General features: G+C 59.1%; 11 protein-coding genes, 1 rRNA gene and 7 pseudogenes. 15 read left to right on the plus strand and 4 right to left on the minus strand.

What is annotated here, in order from left to right; all coding sequences use genetic code 11:
• Positions 1-90 (plus strand): 5S ribosomal RNA (gene rrf, locus BLU17_RS34660); the annotation flags it as partial.
• Positions 91-194: 104 nt separating this feature from the next.
• Here the strand turns inward: rrf and BLU17_RS29025 are convergent.
• On the minus strand, positions 195-899 hold the full coding sequence (locus BLU17_RS29025) for an SDR family oxidoreductase (protein WP_092005139.1): 705 nt from the start codon (positions 897-899) through the stop codon (positions 195-197).
• 143 nt (positions 900-1042) lie between these two features.
• Between BLU17_RS29025 and gcvA the strand changes: the two genes are divergently transcribed.
• The 3 genes and pseudogenes from gcvA to BLU17_RS34740 form a co-directional block, all read left to right on the plus strand.
• A complete protein-coding gene (gcvA, locus tag BLU17_RS29030) occupies positions 1043-1978 on the plus strand; it encodes a transcriptional regulator GcvA (RefSeq protein WP_092005142.1) in 936 nt (311 codons plus the stop codon).
• 160 nt (positions 1979-2138) lie between these two features.
• Complete coding sequence (locus tag BLU17_RS29035; RefSeq protein WP_092005145.1) at positions 2139-6989, plus strand: NAD-glutamate dehydrogenase; 4851 nt, start codon at positions 2139-2141, stop codon at positions 6987-6989.
• A gap of 217 nt (positions 6990-7206) precedes the next feature.
• Positions 7207-7269, plus strand: a pseudogene (locus BLU17_RS34740) (CppA family protein); the annotation flags it as partial.
• 231 nt (positions 7270-7500) lie between these two features.
• Here the strand turns inward: BLU17_RS34740 and BLU17_RS29040 are convergent.
• A pseudogene (locus tag BLU17_RS29040) lies at positions 7501-7854 on the minus strand (class I SAM-dependent methyltransferase); the annotation flags it as partial.
• 25 nt (positions 7855-7879) lie between these two features.
• Between BLU17_RS29040 and BLU17_RS34665 the strand changes: the two are divergent.
• The 3 genes and pseudogenes from BLU17_RS34665 to BLU17_RS29050 all read left to right on the plus strand — a co-directional run.
• Positions 7880-8122 (plus strand): annotated as a pseudogene (locus BLU17_RS34665) (IS3 family transposase); the annotation flags it as partial.
• Positions 8123-8128: 6 nt separating this feature from the next.
• A pseudogene (locus tag BLU17_RS34670) lies at positions 8129-8392 on the plus strand (integrase core domain-containing protein); the annotation flags it as partial.
• Between the two features lie 263 nt (positions 8393-8655).
• The gene (locus BLU17_RS29050; RefSeq protein ID WP_092005151.1) at positions 8656-9036 is read left to right on the plus strand and encodes a helix-turn-helix domain-containing protein; all 381 of its coding nucleotides are present in this window, start codon (positions 8656-8658) and stop codon (positions 9034-9036) included.
• Positions 9037-9051: 15 nt separating this feature from the next.
• Here BLU17_RS29050 and BLU17_RS29055 read toward each other — a convergent pair.
• Together BLU17_RS29055 and tnpC are read right to left on the minus strand one after the other, a co-directional pair.
• Positions 9052-9354: pseudogene (locus tag BLU17_RS29055) on the minus strand (transposase); the annotation flags it as partial.
• 26 nt (positions 9355-9380) lie between these two features.
• Positions 9381-10599: pseudogene (tnpC, locus tag BLU17_RS29060) on the minus strand (IS66 family transposase); the annotation flags it as partial.
• 623 nt (positions 10600-11222) lie between these two features.
• On the opposite strand from tnpC, the gene BLU17_RS32765 reads away from it, so the two are divergent.
• The 8 genes and pseudogenes from BLU17_RS32765 (at position 11223) to BLU17_RS29100 (ending at position 20095) form a co-directional block, all read left to right on the plus strand.
• Positions 11223-12041, plus strand: coding sequence for a hypothetical protein (locus BLU17_RS32765; protein WP_143189371.1), 819 nt, complete (start codon positions 11223-11225; stop codon positions 12039-12041).
• 634 nt (positions 12042-12675) lie between these two features.
• Positions 12676-13497, plus strand: a pseudogene (locus BLU17_RS29070) (sensor histidine kinase); the annotation flags it as partial.
• A gap of 1476 nt (positions 13498-14973) precedes the next feature.
• Entirely contained in the window at positions 14974-15162 is a 189-nt protein-coding gene (locus BLU17_RS29075) for a Flp family type IVb pilin (RefSeq protein WP_176929226.1), read from the plus strand.
• A 116-nt stretch (positions 15163-15278) separates the two neighbouring features.
• Complete coding sequence (locus BLU17_RS29080; protein ID WP_092005166.1) at positions 15279-15782, plus strand: A24 family peptidase; 504 nt, start codon at positions 15279-15281, stop codon at positions 15780-15782.
• The gene (locus BLU17_RS29085; protein WP_092005169.1) at positions 15779-16258 is read left to right on the plus strand and encodes a TadE/TadG family type IV pilus assembly protein; all 480 of its coding nucleotides are present in this window, start codon (positions 15779-15781) and stop codon (positions 16256-16258) included. Before BLU17_RS29080 ends, BLU17_RS29085 begins: the two co-directional genes overlap by 4 nt.
• A gap of 188 nt (positions 16259-16446) precedes the next feature.
• Positions 16447-17382 carry a Flp pilus assembly protein CpaB gene (cpaB, locus tag BLU17_RS29090; RefSeq protein WP_092005172.1) on the plus strand — a complete coding sequence of 312 codons (936 nt, stop codon included), beginning with the start codon at positions 16447-16449 and terminating at the stop codon, positions 17380-17382.
• A 51-nt stretch (positions 17383-17433) separates the two neighbouring features.
• Positions 17434-18810 carry a type II and III secretion system protein family protein gene (locus BLU17_RS29095; RefSeq protein ID WP_092005275.1) on the plus strand — a complete coding sequence of 459 codons (1377 nt, stop codon included), beginning with the start codon at positions 17434-17436 and terminating at the stop codon, positions 18808-18810.
• A 49-nt stretch (positions 18811-18859) separates the two neighbouring features.
• The gene (locus BLU17_RS29100; RefSeq protein WP_092005175.1) at positions 18860-20095 is read left to right on the plus strand and encodes a P-loop NTPase family protein; all 1236 of its coding nucleotides are present in this window, start codon (positions 18860-18862) and stop codon (positions 20093-20095) included.

Genomic DNA, 20095 nt, shown 5'->3' on the forward strand with positions numbered 1-20095 from the left:
CCACCCCTTCCCATCCCGAACAGGACCGTGAAACGACTCCACGCCGATGATAGTGCGGATTGCCCGTGTGAAAGTAGGTAATCGTCAGGCTCCTCATGCCGTAACGTCCAGAACCCCGGTCTCTCCGAAAGAGAACCGGGGTTCTGACGTTTGTGCCGCAGGAAATGCAAAAGCCGGGGAAAGCGTGTACGGCGTCAGAGGGCGCGCACGATGCCGCCGTCGACCCGAATGTTTTGCCCCGTGATGTAGCCCGCAGCGTCCGACAACAGGAACGCGACCGTCTTCGCAATCTCTTGTGCTTTACCGAAGCGGCCAACAGGAATACGGGCAACGATCTCCGGTGTTTCGGGCCAACTATCGATGAAGCCCGGCAGCACGGAATTGATGCGAATATTGTCTTTCGCGTAGCGCTCGGCATAGAGGCGCGTAAACGAACTCAACGCAGCGCGAAGCGCCGAAGAGACAGGCATGACCTGCTCGGGCGCATCGGCGGCAAAGCTCGAAATATTCACGACCGCGCCGCCTCCTTGTTCGAGAAACGCCGGCGTTACGCGTCGCAGCACTCGAGCGACGTTGAGCACAATGAGATCGAGCCCGAGGTGCCATTTTTCGTCTTCGATAGCGAGAAGGTCTCCTTTTGGCGGATGCCCGGTATTGTTCACCACGGCGTCGATACGGCCGTATTTTTCGAGCGTTTCGCGAACAAATCTGTCGATATCGGCCGACTCGGTTACCGAACCCTCAAATCCAAGTCCGCCAAGCTCTTTTGCCAGCCCGGTCGCGCTGCCCGAGGGAGACATCAGAGCCAGACGGTAGCCGCCAGCTGCCAGCTCGCGCGCGATGGCAGCGCCCATACCTTTTCCGGCGGCCGTGACGAGCGCTACTTTTTCTACTGCCATTTTTGCTTTCTCCTGGAGATGGATTCAACGCGCCGTACGAGCGCCTCATGGATTCTGCACGGAAACTGTATGGCATTATGATCGCGTAGTCGAATGATGCTTTTTATTGTCTGACCATAATTTTTCTGCTGGCTAACTGGCAAATGCACTCATTGAAGTCACGTCGCCTGCCGCCACTCAACGCCCTCAGGGCGTTCGATGCATCCGCAAGACACCTCAATTTTCGCGTTGCATCCGAAGAATTGGGCGTGACGCAGGGTGCCGTTGCACAACAGGTGCGGCTCCTGGAGGACGCCCTGAATCTGGCGCTTTTTGACAGGCTGCCGCGGGGACTCGCTCTCACCGCAGAGGGACACACATACTTCGTCGCTGTTCAACGAGCGCTTACGCTTCTCGCCGATGCAACGGAAGCGCTGAATCGGCGCTCGGCTTCGCTCACGATCAGCACGACACCGTCATTTGCTTCGAAATGGCTGATACCCAGGCTCGCGGAATTTGCCGAGAGACATCCTGAAATCGATGTCCGGATTATCGCGGATGCCGCGCTATGCAATTTCAGATCCGATGGCGTGGATATCGCGGTTCGGCTTGGCAAGCCCCCCTTTGCCAGGGGTCTCGCGAGCGATCTGCTATTTCCGCTGGACGTATTCGCCGTTGCCAGTCCGCAGTTCCTGAAGGCTAATGTACCGGTCCGCACGATAACAGAGCTGAAAAATTACGTGCTGCTTCACGATTCGCACGACCTGTGGCCGGAATTTTTTAACGCCCTGGGCGACACGCAGAGCATCGATATGTTGAAAGGCCCGAGGTTCAGTCAATCGTCGCTTGCCATCGACGCTGCAATCGCAGGACACGGTGTTGCGCTCACAAGCGAGCATCTCGTCGCAAGCGATATTGCGGCGGGAAGGCTGCAACGCTTGTTCGACTTCTCCCTTTCCCTGTCTCTCGGCTATTACGTGGTCTTCCCGCAGGCTGGCGTTCGATCGGAGACAAGCCAGAAGATGCGCGATTGGCTTCTGGCCCAGTTCAAATCATCTGCCAATGCAAATTCCCCGTTCATTGAAAATGATGCCCGCTGAGCAAGTTCTGCGCCAACATATGTAGCTTTTGCTTGAGCATGTACGGTCTCGCCGCGCATCGCGGCGTGTCCTGCGCACGCATTCATCGTTCGATCACCTTGCCGGTGCATAATGGCCGAAGCGCCGATGCAGTCGATGGCTATCCGTCGAGGAGTCCGTCATGCTAGCGAGAAACGAGGAATTCGTAGCCCATCTGCTCTCCGATGTTGTGGAATTCGCTCGGGCGCGCTTGCCTGAGTCGACCTTCCGGATCGTCGAGATTTTCCTGCGGCACTACTACGATTTCGCTGATGCAGAAGATCTGCGCAGCCGCAGCATCGCCGACCTCTACGGCGCTGCAATGGCCCATTGGCGCACCGCGCAACGCTTCGTGGCGGGCAGCGAGCGCATGCTGGTCTACAACCCTGTCATCGAGCAGCACGGCTGGCACTCGGACCACACGGTCATCGAGATCGTCAACGACGACATGCCGTTTCTCGTCGATTCAGTCTCCATGGCCGTCAACCGGCTCGGGCTCGCGTTGCATTCCGTATTGCATCCGGTGTTCCGCATCTGGCGAGGCAAGGATGGTGCGATCGGGCGCATGGACGAGGGGGGCGCCAGTACCGATGACGGGAAATCGCAACTCGCATCGTTCATCCATTTTGAAGTGGACCGCTGCGGCGATGCAGCAAAACTCGAGGTATTGCGTCGCGACATTGCCAAGGTGCTCGGCGACGTGCGGGCATCCGTCGAAGACTGGCCGAAGATACTCGACGTCGCGCGTACCACCATCAAAATCATGAAAGCGCGCGAAACCAGCGCCGAGGACATCGAGGCGCGCGCGTTTCTCGAATGGATGGTGGCCGACCATTTCACGTTCCTCGGCCAGCGCGATTACGCGCTGGTTTCCCATGATGGAGGTTACGCGCTGCGTGGCGTAGAGGGCTCGGGCCTCGGCATTCTGCGCGAAGCGCTGCGCGCCCCCGACACGCCAGACATCACACCATTGCCGCCCGCAGCCGAAGACATCATTGGCGGCGCGTGGCCTATTTTCCTCACGAAGGCCAATTCGCGCGCCACGGTGCACCGGCCAGCCTACCTCGACTACGTGGGCGTGAAACTCGTCGGGGCGGACGGCAAAGTATGCGGCGAGCGCCGCTTCGTCGGACTTTACACCTCGACGGCATATATGGTGTCCACCGCCGAAATTCCGATCGTGCGGCGTAAATGCGCGAATATCGTGCGCCGCGCGGGCTTTTTACCGAAAGGGCATCTCGGCAAATCGCTGGTGACGATACTTGAAACCTATCCGCGCGACGAACTGCTCCAGGCCAGTGAAGTCGAACTCTACGATGTCGCGCTAGGCGTGCTGCGCTTGCAGGAACATCAGCGCACGCGGCTATTCGTGCGGCGCGACCGCTTCAGCCGTTTCGTCTCGTGCCTCGTGTACGTCTCGCGCGACAAGTACAACACCGATCTGCGCCGGCGCATCGCGAATCTGCTCGTGGAGGCCTTCAACGGCATTTCTGTCGAATTCACGCCGCTGCTTTCCGAGTCGGCCATCGCGCGGATTCATTTCGTCGTGCATGCCGAGCCTGGCTCGATGCCCGATGTCGACACCCGTGAACTGGAGGCGCGGCTCGTGCAGGTCACGCGCCGCTGGCAAGACGATCTGGCCGACGCGTTGCTCGACGCATTCGGCGAAGAGCAGGGCACGCGGCTGCTGCATCGCTACGCCGATTCGTTTCCGGCTGGTTATCGCGACGATTATGCGGCGCGCACCGCCGTACGCGATATCGAGTTGATAGAGCGCGTGCAGGGAACGCAGCGTATCGCGATGAATCTATACCGGCCCATCGAAGCGGGGCCGCGCACGTTCCGCTTCAAGGTCTATTGCGCCGGCGAAGCCATCGCGCTCTCGCGCAGTCTGCCCATGCTCGAGCATCTCGGCGTGCGCGTCGATGAAGAGCGTCCCTACGTGATCGAAGCACCCGCCCGCACGCCCGCGTGGGTCCACGATTTCGGGCTCGAACTCGCCGACGACTCCGAATTCGATATCGAGCGCGTCAAGGGACTTTTCGAAGACGCATTCGAAAGCGTCTGGAACGCACGCATCGAAAACGATGACTTCAACCGGCTCGTGCTGCGCGCGTATTTGAGCGCGCGCGAAGTCACGGTCCTGCGTGCCTACGCCAAATACCTGCGCCAGGTGGGTTCGACGTTCAGCGACGCCTATATCGAGCGTGCGCTGACTGGCAATCCTGTGATCGCACGCCAACTCGTCGAGCTTTTCGCACTCCGGTTCGATCCGCGCGATAACGAGGCACGCGAAGAGCGCACGGCGCTCATGCTCAAGGCCATTGAAAGCGCGCTGGACGAGGTGCCCAACCTCGACGAGGACCGCATACTCAGGCAATTCCTCGGCGTAATCAAGGCGACGGTGCGCACGAACTATTTCCGCCGCGATGCCAATGGCGCAGAGCGGCCCGCGCTCTCGTTCAAGTTCGATCCGTCGAAAGTGCCTGGCTTGCCCGAGCCCAAGCCGATGTTCGAGATCTGGGTCTACTCGCCGCGCGTGGAGGGCGTACATTTGCGCGGCGGCCGCGTCGCGCGCGGCGGCCTGCGTTGGTCGGACCGTCGCGAGGACTTCCGGACCGAAGTGCTCGGGCTCATGAAGGCGCAGATGGTGAAGAACGTCGTAATCGTGCCGGTGGGATCGAAGGGCGGCTTTGTCGTGAAGAATCCGCCGCCGGCCAGCGACCGCGAGGCATGGATGCGCGAAGGCGTGGCGTGCTACCAGACCTTCCTGCGTGGCCTGCTCGATCTCACCGACAATCTCGTGAACAACGCAGTCGTCCCGCCGCCGGACGTGGTGCGCCATGACTCTGACGACCCCTATCTCGTCGTGGCCGCCGACAAGGGCACGGCCACGTTTTCCGACTATGCGAACGCGATTTCTGCCGAATACGGCTTCTGGCTCGACGACGCGTTCGCCTCGGGCGGCTCGGTAGGCTACGATCACAAGAAGATGGCGATCACGGCGCGCGGCGCATGGGAATCGGTCAAGCGGCACTTTCGCGAAATGGGCGTCGATACGCAGGCAACCGATTTCACCGTGGTCGGCATCGGCGACATGTCTGGCGACGTGTTCGGCAACGGCATGCTGCTTTCGCCGCATATCAAGCTCGTCGCGGCATTCGATCATCGCCACATCTTTCTCGATCCCACGCCCGACGCGGCGGCGAGCCTCGCGGAGCGCAAGCGGCTATTCGCGCTCGAACGTTCCAGTTGGGCCGACTACGACGCTGCCGCGATTTCGGCCGGCGGCGGCGTGTTCGCGCGTACCGTGAAGACGATTCCTCTTTCCGCGGCGGTGCAAACGGCGCTCGGCATCGAAGCGGCGGCGCTCGCGCCGACTGAGCTGATTCGCGCGATCCTGCAGGCGCCCGTCGATCTGCTCTACAACGGCGGCATCGGCACCTATGTCAAAGCCGCGCACGAGACCAACGCGCAGGTCGGCGACCGCGCCAACGACGCCGTGCGCGTGAACGGCTCAGACCTGCGTTGCAAGGTCGTGGGCGAGGGCGGCAATCTGGGCGTCACGCAGCTCGGCCGCATCGAGTTCGCGCAACGCGGTGGCCACATCAATACCGACGCGATCGACAACTCAGCTGGTGTCGATTGTTCGGATCACGAAGTGAATATCAAGATCTTGCTCGGCCTCGTGGTGGCCGACGGCGAGATGACGACGAAGCAGCGCAACAGCCTGCTCGCTGAAATGACAGACGAAGTCGGACTGCTGGTGCTGAGCGACAACTACTACCAGACCCAGGCGCTCTCGATAGCGGGCCGCTACGCAGTGGATCTGCTCGGCGCAGAAGCGCGCTTGATGCGCTGGCTGGAACGCACGGGACGGCTCAACCGCCACATCGAATTCCTGCCGGCCGACGAGGAAATCTCCGTGCGCCAGAGTGCGAAACTCGGCCTCACGTCGCCGGAGCGCGCGGCGCTGCTCGCATATAGCAAGATGTGGCTCTACGATGCGTTGCTCGATTCGGCCTTGCCCGAAGACCCGATCGTTGCGGATTTCCTGATCGACTATTTTCCGCAACCGCTGCAGCAACGCTTCAAGGAGCCGATGCGCCGGCACCCGTTGCGTCGCGAGATTCTGGCGACCCATTTGACTAATGCGCTTGTGAACCGCGTGGGCTGCGCATTCGTGCATCGTTTGATGGAGGAAACCGATGCGCAACCGGGTGAGATCGTGCGCGCCTGCATGATGGCGCGCGACGTGTTCGACCTCGACGACATCTGGCGTGCCATCGACGCACTCGACAATCGCGTACCCGACGACATACAGGCGCGCATGTTCGTCGATATTGCAAGGCTGCTCGAACGCGCGGCGCTATGGTTCCTGCGGCACCTGCAGTCGGGCGCGGTGGACGACCACGGCGTGAGTTCGCTGCTCGCGCGTTGCCGCGACGCCGTGCAGCGTCTCGCACCGCAATTGCCGGCGCTGTTGTCTCAAACGGATCTGGAATCGCTTTCCGCTTGTCAGGGCGAACTCGTGAACTCGGGCGTGGAAAGCGCACTTGCGGTGCGCGTGGCGAGCGGCGACATTTCGGTTGCCCTGCTCGACATCGCCGATGTAGCGGCCGCGTGCGATTGTCCGCTGGAGCGCGTTGCGACGGTGTACTTAGCGCTGGGCACGCGGCTCAATTACGGCTGGATTGGCGAGCGCGCGGCGAAGTTGCCGACGCCAACGCACTGGGACACCATGGCGCGTGCGGCTGCGCTTGCGGAAGTGGCGCGCCTCAAGTGCGCGCTCACGACGAGCGTGCTGGCGCATGTATCGCAGGTCACGGAGACTGCGGACGCAGAAACGCTCGTGGACGCCTGGTGCGGGCAGCACGAAGCCGCGCTGGAACGTTATGGGCAGTTGCTTGCGGAACTGAGCGCATCGAGCGGCGTGAGCCTTTCCGTGCTGCTCGTCATCGTAAGGGCGATGGCGGCGCTCGAAAGGGTTTGAGCGCGGCGAGTTCGCGGAGCCAGAAAATCTGTCTGGGATTTTAGGCATTCGAGCGAATGTCGTCATTCCGAAATTATTAAGGAATACGAAAGCGCCAAACTTATTCATGTTACTCCATTGGAATTGTGCCTGTATTGTAGGAATCGCGAAGAAAGGGATTGATGGGAAAATATCTGTTGGTCCGGCCGTTTATTGATTGTGCGGGCACTTACAGGGAGTGCTGCCGCCATCCCGCAAGCCCTATCTTTCCGCCGTTTGCAGGCAGCTGGGTGTCAGGGTTCCACGATTTCACCTGCCGAGGCGGGAAAGCCCGAGCCCGGTGGCTGACCAGTCCCTGGCGACCATCCGGCGCGTCCTTGCCGCGCGTGCCGCGCTGACGGTCACGAGCCCAGATCGTTTCTGGCCAACGATAGCCGACCTGGTTGGTGGGATCGGCTCGGGACGATGCGTCGCCCGGTCGCGCGCTGTCCCGCGGTCCGGCCACCATTCCCTCTCCATTGTGTACGCAAGGCTATTGCGCTTTGACGAACTTGAGCGTCATACGATCCGATTCGCCGATCGCCGCGTAGCGTGCCCTATCGACGTCGCCGCCCGTGTATGTCGACGGAAGCGACCAGACACCGTGCGGATAGTCTTTGGTATCTCGGGTGTCCGCGTTGATTTCACTCCGTCCGGACAGTGTGAAGCCAGCCGCTTTCGCATGTTCGATCACATAGTCCTTCGTTACGTAACCGGTGTCGATCATTTGCTGCAGGGCTGTCCCCGGTCGCGCGCGATGTTCCTCGACACCCAGTATTCCGCCGGGCCTGAGTGCTCGATATAAGGCCCGGAGATTCGCGTCGATCTGACCGTCCTTCATCCAGTTAAGGACTGGAGTGAAGTACGCCTGGATGGCACGGCAGCGTGGTGCCTGGCCGACGCGGGCCCTGTGCCGCTTGCTCGGGGTCTCGCATAGCGGCTTCCACGAATGGCTCGGCCGGGCGACGGGCAAGCGTTCGCAGGAAAATGTGCGCCTCACGCGACTGGTCCGGGAAAGCTTCGAGTCAAGCGACAGGACCTACGGCAGCGCACGCCTCTGCCACGACCTGCGTGCGGCGGGCGAGATCTGTGGTGTGAATCGTGTCGCCCGATTGATGCAACAGGCTCTACTCACGCAGCACGGTACTACCTGCAGCATGAGCCGTCGTGGCGACTGCTGGGACAATACCGCGATGGACAGCTTCTTCAGCACTCTGAAGACCGGGCGTGTGAGCAGAAGCATCTATCGCACGAGGGATGCGGCGCGGGCCGACGTGTTCGACTACATCGAGCGCTTTGACAATCCCTTTGACAACCTGCATCGCCGACATTCAACACTGAACTTTCTTGGCCCGGTTCAGTTCGAACAGTGCATTGCGGGCTAATGAACCCGTCCGGGAGAACGGGGGAAGGCCAGTTCTGCTTCACTGTGCGCGGTGCCGTTTTGCCTTCTCGCAGCAAGTTCTATTTATCTGAATCCTGCCCGTTCTCATGGACACAAAGACGCCCTTCGATCGCCCTATGCGATCGCACAGAGAGTCGGAGTATCATTCAACCTGGAACGATGGTTCATTACAACCTGTTAAGTCCTTCATGTCAAGAGGTGGTATTGCCACTATTTAGGTTGTATTCGTCGAAGGAGTCCATCATGAAAAAAAACCGGAGCACTGCAGCTCTCAATATCGGAAAGGCTATCGCACGCCGGCGAACGATAGTAGGCTTAACCCAGGAACAGGTGGCCGAACGTTTGGGGGTCGGGCAGGAAGCAATTTCGAGGATGGAACGGGGCGTGGCAAATCTCACCGTGGCCCGTCTTGCCACGCTCGCCGAGATATATCAATGCAACATCGCGCAACTAGTCACAGAGACCTCGGACAGGGAAGACGACCAGGCGTTGGCACTCTCGTCGGTATTGGGGCGTCTGCATCAGGCAGACCGTGAGCTACTGATCCAGTGGATGAATGTCTTTGCGGCGCGGATACAGCGACTACCGCGATCGGAAATGGGCGAGTGCGCAAACCGCCGATAACTTAGCGCCGATTCCGGACCGGCTGTCGCAGATTACGTGAATCTCCTTTCCGCGCGGCTGGGCCGATACTACCTCGGTGAGGAGCGCAACAAACTGGGCGCTGGTATGGCGCGGCGCGGTTTTGCCCAGCACTTCACCGGTGGCGCCATTCAATGCGCCGAACAGGCTCAGGGTTCCGTTGCGTTTGTATTCGAAGCCATGACTCCGCGCGCGCCCGGGCGACAGCGGCAACATCCGGTCCTTGCGATCCAGCGCCTGAATGGCCGTTTTCTCGTCCACGCAGAACACCACCGCGTGCAACGGCGGATTGAGGGTAAGCGATCAGTGAGGGACGCCTCCCGGATTCAGGGTGTTCGCGGTGCAGGCATGAGCCACGGCATGAGTGTGGCGTGGTCGTCAGCGGTTGCAGCAAGCGGCAACTTCGCGAGCAGCCAGACGAGATAGCGGTATGGATCGATGCTATTCGCCTTGCAGGTTTCGACGAGCGAGTAAAGATTGGCGCTGGCCTGTGTACTGGCAACGGTATCTGCGAACAGCCAGCCTTTGCGGTCCACAACGAATGGCCTGATCGCGTTTTCGCAGAGCTCGTTGGATATGGGCCAGTTTCCGTTCCCGACGTAGCGGACCAGTTTGTGCCACTGCCCGCGCATGTATTGCAGCGCCTTGCCCAGTAGACTCGACGGTACGACGATCTGCGGATGCTCGACCATCATGCGTTCGATGACAGCAAGACGTGGGCGCTGTATCGAGCGCGCAACCGCTGCCGACATTCAGGTTTCCACTTTGCGCTGCGTGCTTCGGCGGCAAACAGCTTGCCGAACAGTACGACGAACCGCGCGACGAACCGCGTGGCCGGCAGGTCCGGTGTGCGCGCCGCCTTTGGAACGTTGTCTTCGGCCTTGATGAAGCCGCGACGCACGTGCGCCCAGCAACCGGGATGCACGAGTTGGTGATCGTGCGCGATGCCGTTGTACAGTTAGTAGCCGTCGGTCATCAACACGGCGCCGTGCTTCGCACCCGTATAGAGACGCTGCGCGTGCTGCGCACCGCGTCCCGGCGAATACGAGAACATTCGAACGGGCGGTTCCGGGCCGTTGACCTGCGCCCACAGATAACTCTTCGATTACGGTCGTCGTCCGGGCTCCTTCAGAACCTGGAAGGTTGTCTCGTTGCCGTAGATGAGTTTCGACTCGAGCAGCACATCGCGCATCAGGCTGATCACTGGGGGTACGGTCAACCCGACTCGTACAACGCTTGCGGCCAGCGTATCTGATGAGATGTCGCCCCGAAGCGCCGCAACAGCGTCGCCTGCCGGTACAGCGGCATGCCGTACTGATACTTGCCGGTAGTGATCCACGCGAGCGCCGATTCTGTGAGCGGCCCACGCGGGATGATCCGCGCCGGTGCCGGCGTGACCTTTATACCGAGGTCACAGCAGGGACATGCGTATTTCACGCGTTGATGCTGGGTGATGCGTACCTGTTCGGGAATCACATCCCGTTGCTCGCTGGCCTCGACGCCGATCTCAACCAGCGCATCGCCGTCGTGTATCTTGATTCGATCGCGGCGTCGGTTGCCGAATACGAATAGAGCCGATCATCCACCCGAAAATCGCCGCGTTCCACAACGTTTCATCGAACGTTACGTTACACCACGTTCAATTCCGCATCGAGTGATAAGTCAACGCGACTTGTTGACGGCGTGCAAGATTACGAATCGAACAGGGGAAAACCAAATAAATCAAGATATTCGAGCAGTCTCACTATCCGTCGATAGGCCAATCGTTAGACCGGGTTGCGAAGCTGGTACGTGAATTGCTTTATCTATAGAGCGACGGGCTTGGTACTGACGCTTGATAGACGCCGAAAGCTTTCAGGTGAGAACCTGTTCATCCGGAAGTTGCGGAGATATTTATCTCCATCGGTCGTCGCATTTCGGACTCTTCCTTACCTCTTATGACCGATACTTCGCCAGTTATTTCTATCGAGCCTGTTGCGCGCAGATACCGGCTAGATATGCTATCGAGTCCAATAGACGCGGCGTGCACGAGTTCGCGTCGCCACGTGCTCATAGCGACACGCGAGGACTTCGTCTGCCGGGAACTTACCCATAACGTCGAGCCATCGTGGAGCAACGTTAAATTCGTTGCGTCTTCGTTCAAAACCAGAGCATCGAGCGTTTTCTTATTGGACGCCGGCGCTATTGCTGCTCTGCTCGATGCAGCAGTGGAGATCGTATCTCGTGACCCCGGTGCGGGGGGCATAGATGATTATCTGTCTACGCTCGCTACGCACGTTCCTGCATACAGCACGTGCCTCGATCATGCTCGTCCGTTCGTGATGGTTCACAGTATTGAAGATCCGATTGTGATGGGAGCACTGCTTGGCCAAGATGCAGTCGTCGCGATCGAAAGCATGGGCGAAACGTTGATCGGATTTGATGCTCGGTTGGGCGGGACACTCATCGAGCGGCGCCCCGCAAGAGTATTGCCTGAACTAAGGTGGGGGGATTTCGCGCGCACGCGACGCAAGGAGACGCGCGAATCAATTGGTCTGAGTAGAAATGCCGTACCGACGACGGCTGAAGATGATCTCTTGCTCTATGAGCGAGACACGGCGTCGCCTGCATTTCTCATGCGTCTTGCTGAGCTTCCTGCGGCGTACGTCGCGCTGACGATGGAGCTTGGTAGGCTACGCCATCCGCAGTTGAGTGGCCTTTTGACAAGATTTGGTATCCGGCTCGCGCCCACGGAAGCAGATCAGTTCGATGACTTGATTGTCGCTTCTGATTTACCTATGTTCCGGTCTGGACAATTACCCCATGCAGTGCTGAAGAGCGATGTGGCCGAGATCACAAAAAATAATAGTGCGCGTGGCACTCGTGTAGAAGCGTTTGGCAGCGTGTCCGATCGCCATGCAAGAGAACTTACTTTATGCCTTGTCATCGCGATATTGACAAAGTGGAACGTCGGAAAATTGATTCGATATTCGGCTTCCATGCTTTGAACGATCCTGGACAGGGGAAGCGTCGTGAAATGGGAAAGGACATCGTGCGCGCGATCGCCACACGCGGATTGGCTATGCATACCCGGACTCGCATTGGTTGTCATGTGGTCATTTATGGAACTGCCTGCGGAGAGTGCCTCTGCACAGGGGACAGGCGAACTTGTGGCGTTATGGTGTGCGAAGCTCATCGGAACCTTACTGGCGTTGCTGGCCGGACTGCGGGTGCGTTGGGCCGAAAATATTTTCGCGCTTATTTGTGGCCTCAGTGTGCTGGCGATCCTCCCTTCCCTTTACACGGAGTTAAGCGTGTCGCCCATTGCGTTCTTCTGCTCACTTGTTGAATGCATTGTTAAAGCCATCGCGTTCGTGTCACTCGTGCTCCGGCGCCGACGAATCCTTCAGCCAAACCGAAGTGAGTGACCATATAGCGACGAACCCGAGGATGTCGATGCTGAATGAAACGTCAAGGAGTGAATAAATGGAACAACTTGCGAACGGTGAAGCCTGGCGGTATACGGTTGGCCTGCTCGAGCGTGTTTCATCGCCGGGATATTGTGCAAAAAGCAGCAAGCAGGACGTTCCGAGGCGCGACCGCCTGTTGCACTCGTCGCCCACGGAGAAATCCGGGTCGAATCTTGCTTCGCGGATCGAAATTCTTGAGCGCTGTTCCCGCTCCGACATTGTCATGTACTGGATAGACCCCGCCTCAGGACGGATTGAAGGCCTCGTCGACGTGACGGAGTTGCACGATGCCGAGCGCCAGCGCGAGCACGCGCTGCGCCTGCTATCGCACGACATGCGCTCGCCGCAGGCCTCGATCGTTGCGCTCGTGGAGACGGAGCGCGAGCGTGGCACGCTGGACTTGAAACCGGTGCGCGACGTAATGGAGCGCATCGAACGCTACGCGCGCCGTTCGCTCACGCTCGCTGACGACTTCGTCCAGCTCGCGCGCGCTGAGTCGCAGGTCTATACGTTCGAATCCACGAGCCTCGCGGAGCTCGCGATCGCCGCAAGCGACGAAGTCTGGCCGCAGGCGCACGCGAAGCGCATCCAGATCGATACGACGTTCGAAGGCGACCAGATGGGCTGGATCAACGCCAACCGCTCGCTCATGATGCGCGCGCTGGTGAATGTGCTGAACAACGCCGTTAAATATAGCCCCCCCGATACGCGCATTGTCTGTGCCATTGCGCTGGACGAAGCGACGCCACCGCGCGTGATTTGTTCGATCCGCGACGAGGGCGACGGCATAACACACGAGGATCAGGTGAACCTGTTCGAGCCGTTCCGGCGCTTCCATGCGAGCGAGCGGCCCGAGGTGGGCGGCGTAGGGCTTGGTATGGCATTCGTGAAAACGGTCGTGATGCGCCACGGCGGCGATATCCATGTCGAGAGTGAACCCGGCAAGGGCACCACGCTGAAGATGTCGCTGCCTGCGCGCGACGCGCCGGTCTGATCCTTGTGTACGCATGTAACCCGAATGTCGTTGGCCGGGCGCCAACGGCGACTTCATGGAATGTTTCGTGAAGACCTGGCTGCCGATCTATCTCCTGCTGGAAAGTCGTTGCACAGCTTGACATGGTCGACTTAAAAGGTTGTAATGAGTCAACGTTTTGAGTTGCATCAAATCCTTGGTGCTTTTCCTCTGCGGGTGCCTGGTGGTCCACAAGCATCGACCGGACGCCGATGGAAGAGATTAATGCTCCAAGACGAGACGGCACTGCAGACGACGAAGTAGAAACCCGCGACGGCGCGCGCCAACACCTTCTGATTAGCGGCGTGTGTGCCACTAAGGCAGCGAACCGATCGATGAGGGCGAATGAAAGCTAGCGTAGAGATTTTTGGATGTCTTTCTAGTGTAGGAGCCGACGGCCAGATAGGCGATGAGCCAGAGTTCCACCGCACTTCCGGGACAGTCAATCTTTCACAGCTAAGCGCCCTACCGGAGCGCAATGCAGGAGCCATGGCATTCGATTCATTACGAGACCGAGCACATGCAGTGTCCTAACCAGTCAATCAGAGCGCGAACGTCCTGAACGTGAATAGATCCAGCATTTTCGAACGCTTGCAAGTCTCGGCGCGACTGTGGCCTATCTTCGATCGAGCGCGCCGAATGCCAATAGATGTACGTAGGCCTTAGATTGAATTGAGAATATCTGCTTAGACGGGGAAGCCACCTATGGGCTTCGATTCAGAGCTTCACCGATTCAGGAACTTATCGAGACGCGCTCGACGTATCGAGTTGGCGCGTGATCTTTCCTGGGGAGGTCCGCCAAAGTCCTGGCATTGAAGCCTGGTTGGCCTATTCCGGATGAACGCGAGTTAAAGGAGTTTGTCGATGACACAGCTCGGTCTTGGTCTCAATCTTTTAACGAAACGCACGCGCAAGCGGGAGCATATCGATGAGATGAGGCGCGTTGCGCCGTGGTTGAAATGTCGCGCAGGGCCTTAATCAAAGCTTGAAATACCCGGAAGTTCGGGTCTTGAGTCTCGGCAAACGAAGGTCGTCATGCTTGAAAAACCAGACGAACAATCTGCGAGCAAACGCCTACGGCTGATATGCCCAGCGTGGACAAGCATCAGTGCTCTGAAGGCGTGTTGTTCAGACCTTCCCTGGCAGATAGATTATCGGCGGAGTGCGCATGAGGTGCGGCAGGAACTCTGCTTCGTGTAACGCAACTCGCACGGAACGTAAGTAATTATGCAGAGGGTATTCTTTGCGTTGCTGAAACATTTTGGTTACCTGAGGATATGAGGTTGGAGGCAGTATAGAAGCCAGCGACGACGCCACTCAGTAATTTGCGAGAAACCTGAGATATCGCGAATTGATAACGGGATATTTCCTGAAGTTCAGATAATTGCGGCTGTATGACGGCGTGGGTTTGACAGACTTGACCAATTTCTACGATCGTAAAATATGGAGAGAAAGATAGTGAATGCGCTCATCAAGAAATTCATCAAATCGGAAGAAGGTGTGACTGCGCTCGAATATGGGTTGATTGCTGGGCTTATTGCAATTGCAATCGTTTCCGGAGCGACAATGTTGGGGGACACTCTGAACAGCACATTCCAGCAGATTGGTAACACTATCTCTGCCTCTGTCAAACCTGCTGGTACATAACAAATTAACCCCGTTTGACATCATCGCCTCCGCGTACTCGCTACACGCCACTGGCTCCGCAGTATTGTTCAGTTTGCCACGCGAGTACGCCTGGATTACTGCGTACGCTATTAGTAATGACCCTCCATATACTTTGTTGCCTGCTGTTCAGCGCTTGGGCGATAGCGCTTGCGGTCGGCGATTGTCGCTCGCGACGCGTACCTAACAGACTTGTCTTGTTCGGCCTTGGCGCCGCGCTCGGCGCGGCGCTGCTGCATGCGGGGCCGGCCCGTATTGATGTGTCTCAATCGCTGAGGGCGTGCGTAGTGGGGTGCGCAATGCTGATGCCGTTCTTTTTGCTCGGCGTAATGGGTGCGGGCGATGTAAAGGCGTTTGCAGTGCTCGGTGCGTGGTGTGGGCTTCCATCGTTGTTTGGAGTGTGGATCGCCGCAAATATTGCAGCCGGCGTCCATGCAGTTGCGCTGCTGATCGTTTGGCGTAAACGCAATATCGGTCCGCGCTTGCATGGAATGCAGTTCGTCTCTGCGGGGGGAATGCGGAGTACGCCCTACGCTGCATGCCTTGCTGTCTCTTCCCTCATATGGGTCATTTGCCAGTTTTGGTGGGGGGGCGCGAGATGAGGTGTCGTGCAAAAGGAATTGCACGGAGTGCGCTTCAGCGCGGCAGTGCAGCGATCGAATTTGTGGTTGTTTTCCCGCTGTTCTTTTTTCTGCTGTACGCCATTGTCGCGTACAGCATGGTTTTCGTAGTGCAGCAAAGCCTTGTTGCTGCGGCGGAAGAAGGCGCGCGATCTGCATTGGTCTGGCAGTATGCGAGCAGCGAGGGAGATGCGCTCGTCGCGCGGGGGCAGCAAGCATGCAATCGTGCAACGAGTGCTGCAGTGTGGTTGCCTGTTGCGCCGACGTGCACAAATGCTATTAGTACGGCGCCCGCAGGCTGCGAGGACAATCAGTCGATGGATTGCATTGAGGTCACGCTCAGGTATGACTATGCATCTCATCCGCTCGTGCCGTTGCTGCCGCTTCTGGACTTTGCCGTTCCTCAGTCGCTTGCCAGTAAGGCAACCGTGGAGATAGATCCTGTGAGTCTTCTATGATGGGTACGCGCATCGTTCTTATGCCCGTGCCGTTCAACTCGAATCGAAACCGGCAGCTTGTGGCGAAACAGATAAATTCCGTCCTCGATGCCGATAGCTACGGCTTGGGCGGACAGTACGCGAGTGTGGACCGTTGTCTTGCGCTTGTGAACGATATCTATCGCTGACGGCTATCAAGGGGATGCTATATGGCGAACCTGACCAAAGTTACCGCGGGACTTTTCATTGCCGCGGCACTGGTGCTCGGGGTATTCGCGTGGATTCTCGCGCGACGCCCGCCACCTGCGGCAGTCGTAAACCCAGTGCCGGGCAATGCGCAGATGCTTATGCCGGTCGTCGTCGCTGCGCGTACGCTGCCGGCCGGGCAGCCGATTCCCGAGGATGCGCTGCGCGTGCAGTCACTGTCGGCGCATCCCTCTGGGGCGTTTAGCGATGCGGCGCTGATCGCAGGCCGCATGCCCATTTCGGAGATCGCCGCCAATTCACCGATACTCGCCCCGAATCTTTCATCGAGCCTTGCAGCCAGCATCGCTCCGGGCGAGCGCGCGGTTGCGGTTCGCATCGATGAGATCAGCGCGGTGGGTTATCAGATCCGGCCAGGTAATTTTGTCGACGTGTTTTTTACGCTACGTCGCGATGGAGCGGCAGGAGGTGGTGAAGTGGGTAACACACAAACCAGGTTGCTGATATCGAAGGCACGCGTACTGGTCTTTGGCAATCCTGGCGAAGCCGCACCATTGGGTGGCAATGCGCAACGCATGAGCGGCTTTAACACCCAGAACACGGTGCCACGTACCACAGTACTCGCGGTGCCAGTTACGGAAATTGATGCGCTGGAGCTCGCACAGAGCCAAGGACAACTGACTTTGGCGCTACGCAATCCGACTGATAACGACGTCATCGATCCGTCAGCGTTCGGTCCTTATCCGGGCTTGATCAAGATCTCTCGCGACACGCCGCAGGCGTCGACGCGAGCGGCCCAAGGCGTGGCGCTTGAGCAATTCGCCGGAGCAAGAGCGCCGAGCGCGACCGTGACACGAAGGGAATATCGGGGCGCTGCGTTGGCTGGCGCGGGCAGAATCGAAGTGATCCGCGGGGGGCGGGTCGAGACGGTTGTCCGCTGAAGCGCAGTATCCGCGCTGCAAGTACGGGGTGAAGAAAATTAAATGACCACAATGAAAATAACCGCTGCGGTTCTTTCCGCGGGGCTGTGTGCAGGATATTTCACGCTTGCGGTGCTGCCGGCGCGCGCTGCGCCCCCGTCCTTGAAGGGCGCGGCGCAGGGCTTGTTGCAGTCCGTCGATCTTGCCGTGGGCGAACAGCGCACGCTGCCCACGACTGCCGTCCTGAAGCGCGTCGCGGTAGGCGATCCCTCAGTCGCGGACGTAATGATTGTTCGCGACACCCAGCAGGGTGGCGTGCTGCTGATCGGCAAGGCTGCTGGGACGACGAACGTGATGCTGTGGGAAGGTAGGGGCGCTGCGCACACGATCACGGTTAACGTGGCGACGAAAGCAGCGCGCGAACTGCTCGGTCACGACACGCCATCGGTGAAAGTGCTGGACGGCATCGCGATCATTAGCGGTACTGCTGCAACAATGGAGCAGCATCAGCGAGCTGTTGCGGTGGCGCAAGAGTCGATCGGTAAAGATGCAAAGGATGCAAGCATACTCGACACGTCAAGCATAGCGACGCGGGCGATTGTCCAGGTGGACGTGCGTGTCGTAGAGTTTGGCAGGGCAGCGATAAAACAGATCGGCTTCAATTTCTTTCGACAGAGCTCTGGCTTTTCCTTCGGCTCGTTTGGGCCCTCGTCGCTCTCGACAGGCATGAATAACACGTCGGCGAACAATGCGCTCTCAGCCGTTACGCCGATTTCCACTGCATTCAATCTCGTGTTTGCATCATCCATGCACGGCTTGGCAGCCGATCTAAGCCTGCTGGAGACGAACAATCTGGCACGCGTACTCGCAGAGCCTACTCTCGTCGCGCTCTCCGGACAGAACGCCAGCTTTCTCGCGGGTGGCGAAATTCCGGTGCCGGTGCCTCAGGCACTAGGCGCAACGTCGATTGAGTACAAGCCGTATGGCATCGGCCTCACGCTCACTCCCACTGTCCTGTCGCCGCAGCGCATCGCACTTAGGGTCGCGCCGGAAGCGAGCCAGCTCGACTTTACGAATGCCGTGACAGTGAGCGGAGTGTCGCTGCCCGCAATCACGACGCGGCGCACGGAGACTACGATTGAACTCGGCGATGGAGAGAGCTTTGTGATTGGCGGCCTGATCGATCGCGAGACGTCATCCAATGTGAACAAAGTGCCCCTGCTCGGCGACCTGCCCGTTATTGGCACGTTCTTCAAGCAATTGAACTATCAGCAGATCGACAAGGAGTTAATGATCATTGTGACGCCTCATTTGGTGTCACCGCTTGCACGGGGTGCGACGCTGCCCGCGACACCAGGTGAGCAGGCTGAGCAGCACAACGGCCCTGTGTGGGGAGCGTTGTTGGGCGGCATGGCGTCGCGCGATCCGGTGCCAGGATTTTCGCAGTGATTGCGCGAGTCTTGCTGATGCGGAGTCAGCAGGGGCTACATAGGCATTGATGAACCAGAGTGCACTTTTGCAAACTTACCATACAGACGATACGGCAACGGACTTTTTCGTGCTTGCCTCCACAAGCGAGATAAATGTTCGCTGGATCGTGGAGACGATTGGTGCGAGCGCAACGGTCGAGGTGGTCGCGCTCGATGCGTCGCGTGTGACCCAGCGAATCGCGGAAAGCAGACCGACGCTCCTTTTCGTCGATTTCTCCGAGGGGCGAGGCGTGGCAGCGAGCGCCGTGACCTCCGCCGCCCGTGCGGCGTTTCCTGGTCTGCAGGTCATCGCGCTCGGTCGGCTCTCTGAGCCGCAATGCGCTCTGGCAGCGTTGCGTTCCGGTGCATGCGAATTCGTCGATGTCGCTGGCGATGCTGGCGACGCGTTGCGCATTGTGCGTGAAGTTCTTGGTAGTCGCGCTCAGCCACCGAGCCGTCACGGGCGCCTCACAGTACTGCTAGGCGCACGCATAGGAGTGGGCGTGACGACGCTTGCGGCGAACCTTGGCGTGCTTTTTGCAAATGACGGACGTGCGCACGGCCGGCATACGGCGCTGCTTGATCTTGGATTGCCGGCGGGCGAAGGCGCGGTGCTCTTGAGCGCGGGCGACGATTTTAGTTTCGTCGACGCGGTGCGGAATCTGCACCGCGTCGATGAGACATTCGTGCACACGGCGTTCGCACATCACACGAGTGGGCTCGCACTCATTACGTTGCCCACCGAGCTTGGTGCGTTGCGCGAGATTTCGTCTCAGTCGGCGGTCGCGCTGCTCACCCGGCTACGTGCATTCTTCGACCACCAGATCGTGGATCTCGGCGGTTTCACCAACACCGACTTTATTGCACAGGTCGCCCAGGCTGCCGACAACGTCTGGATGATCTGTGATCAGAGCGTTGCGTCGATTGTTTCCGCCGCGCGCCAACTCGAAGTGCTGCGCGACGTTGGGGTGGATTCGGCCAACATGCGGCTCGTGTTGAATCGGTATGAGGCAGAGCTCGATTTGACGGCGGCGAATGTGGCTACACAGCTTGGAATCGAACTCACGGCTGTGTTGCCAGCCCGCCATGTAGCGCTGTGTCAGGCCGCAAACCGGGGCGAACTGGTCGTCAATGCCGCGCCGCGCGACCCGTATGTGCGCGCGCTCGAGGCGCTTCGCGCGCAACTCGATAGCGTACAGCCTCACTCGCCCAAGAAGCGTGAGGCATTCTGGCGCTTTCTCTCAAACTCACTGAAGCGATCGTAG

Origin of the sequence: Paraburkholderia lycopersici (assembly GCF_900096975.1) — a bacterium.
Lineage (GTDB): Bacteria > Pseudomonadota > Gammaproteobacteria > Burkholderiales > Burkholderiaceae > Paraburkholderia > Paraburkholderia lycopersici.

Coding starts and splice junctions, on each gene's coding strand:
- BLU17_RS29080 (WP_092005166.1), top strand. CDS start 15,279: ATGACCCTCCATATACTTTGTTGCCTGCTGTTCAGCGCTTGGGCGATA.
- BLU17_RS29085 (WP_092005169.1), top strand. CDS start 15,779: ATGAGGTGTCGTGCAAAAGGAATTGCACGGAGTGCGCTTCAGCGCGGC.
- BLU17_RS29095 (WP_092005275.1), top strand. CDS start 17,434: ATGAAAATAACCGCTGCGGTTCTTTCCGCGGGGCTGTGTGCAGGATAT.
- BLU17_RS29100 (WP_092005175.1), top strand. CDS start 18,860: ATGAACCAGAGTGCACTTTTGCAAACTTACCATACAGACGATACGGCA.
- gcvA (WP_092005142.1), top strand. CDS start 1,043: ATGCACTCATTGAAGTCACGTCGCCTGCCGCCACTCAACGCCCTCAGG.
- cpaB (WP_092005172.1), top strand. CDS start 16,447: ATGGCGAACCTGACCAAAGTTACCGCGGGACTTTTCATTGCCGCGGCA.
- BLU17_RS29050 (WP_092005151.1), top strand. CDS start 8,656: ATGAAAAAAAACCGGAGCACTGCAGCTCTCAATATCGGAAAGGCTATC.
- BLU17_RS29035 (WP_092005145.1), top strand. CDS start 2,139: ATGCTAGCGAGAAACGAGGAATTCGTAGCCCATCTGCTCTCCGATGTT.
- BLU17_RS29025 (WP_092005139.1), bottom strand. CDS start 899: ATGGCAGTAGAAAAAGTAGCGCTCGTCACGGCCGCCGGAAAAGGTATG.